General features: G+C 70.7%; 2 protein-coding genes. Both read right to left on the reverse strand.

Annotated features, from left to right (window positions below; all coding sequences use genetic code 11):
• The coding region (locus CFP71_RS42435) for an alpha/beta fold hydrolase (RefSeq protein WP_244200050.1) at positions 1-537 on the reverse strand (537 nt) is incomplete at its 3' end.
• Between the two features lie 36 nt (positions 538-573).
• Positions 574-1,188: ABC transporter permease (locus tag CFP71_RS42440; protein WP_093939455.1), on the reverse strand; the 615-nt coding region annotated here is incomplete at its 5' end.

Here is a 1,188-nt window from a genome sequence, read left to right on the forward strand (position 1 = left end):
CGTCGGAACGGAGATCGCACCGGCGACAGGCGCGAAAGGTTCCCCGCGCAGGTCTTCGATGCACCGCGCGAGCGCGGCCGGATTCCGGCCCGGCGTGGTGATCATGTGCGCGATCATCCCCGTCAGCGGATCCGACGGCGCCTTGCCGCCGTCGGCGAACGCCAGCGCCGCCGCGATGTCGACGGCGCCGAACGGTTCGAACGGGCTCACCCCCGCGAGCACGAGCCGCCGCACCGGAGCCTGCGCGGGCAGTTCCCACGAGAGCCGGGCACCCAGCGAGTAACCGACGACGTCCACTTCGGACAGACCCGCGACGAGCGCCGCCAGTTCGGCGGTGATCGCGGTGGCCCCCAGCGAGCCCGACGGAGCCGGGCTGGAGCCGTGCGCGGGCAGATCGGGCACGAGCACCTCACGGCCCGCGGCGGTGAGCGCGGCAGGCCACCCCGTGGTGATCCAGTCGGTGTGCCCGTCGGAGGCGAATCCGTGCACCAGCAGCACTGGCGGTCCCGAGACGGTTTCGGGAGCGAATCGGCGCACGGCCAAGGAAGTAGTGGCAGACAACGGAATCCTTTCTCAGCTGCCGGAGGGACGGCGGGTGCGCAGGCGCTGCATCTCGCTCAGCGTCCGCGCGCGGGCGTCGACGGCGATCCGCAGCGACGATCCGATGAGGTTCAGCAGGAACACGCACACCATGATCGTCACGCCGGGCGCGATCACCAGCCAGGGCGCCTGCACCAGGTACGACCGGCCTTCGGCGATCATGTTGCCCCAGGTCGGGGTCGGGGGAGCGATGCCGAGACCGAGGAAGCTCATCGCCCCGTCGACCAGCATCGCCGCCGCGGACAGGATCACGACCTGCACCAGCGCCAGCGGCAGCACGTTCGGGAACACGTGCACGACCAGGATCTTCCACTTGCTCATCCCCGACACCCGGGCCGCGCCGATGTAGGCCCGGCCGGCGATGCCGAGCACGCGGCTGCGGATGACACGGGCGGTGAACGGCGTGAAGATCACCGTCAGCGCGATCAGCTCGGTCCAGATGCTCGCGCCGAGCGAGATCGCCAGCGCCATCGCGAGGATGATCGCCGGGAACGACATCCAGGCGTCCATCACCCGCATCAGCACCGCGTCGGCCGCCCGGAAGAACCCGCTGATCAGCCCGATCACCAGGCCGGTGAAGGCCGCGCA

Origin of the sequence: Amycolatopsis thailandensis (assembly GCF_002234405.1) — a bacterium.
GTDB classification, from domain to species: Bacteria; Actinomycetota; Actinomycetes; order Mycobacteriales; family Pseudonocardiaceae; genus Amycolatopsis; species Amycolatopsis thailandensis.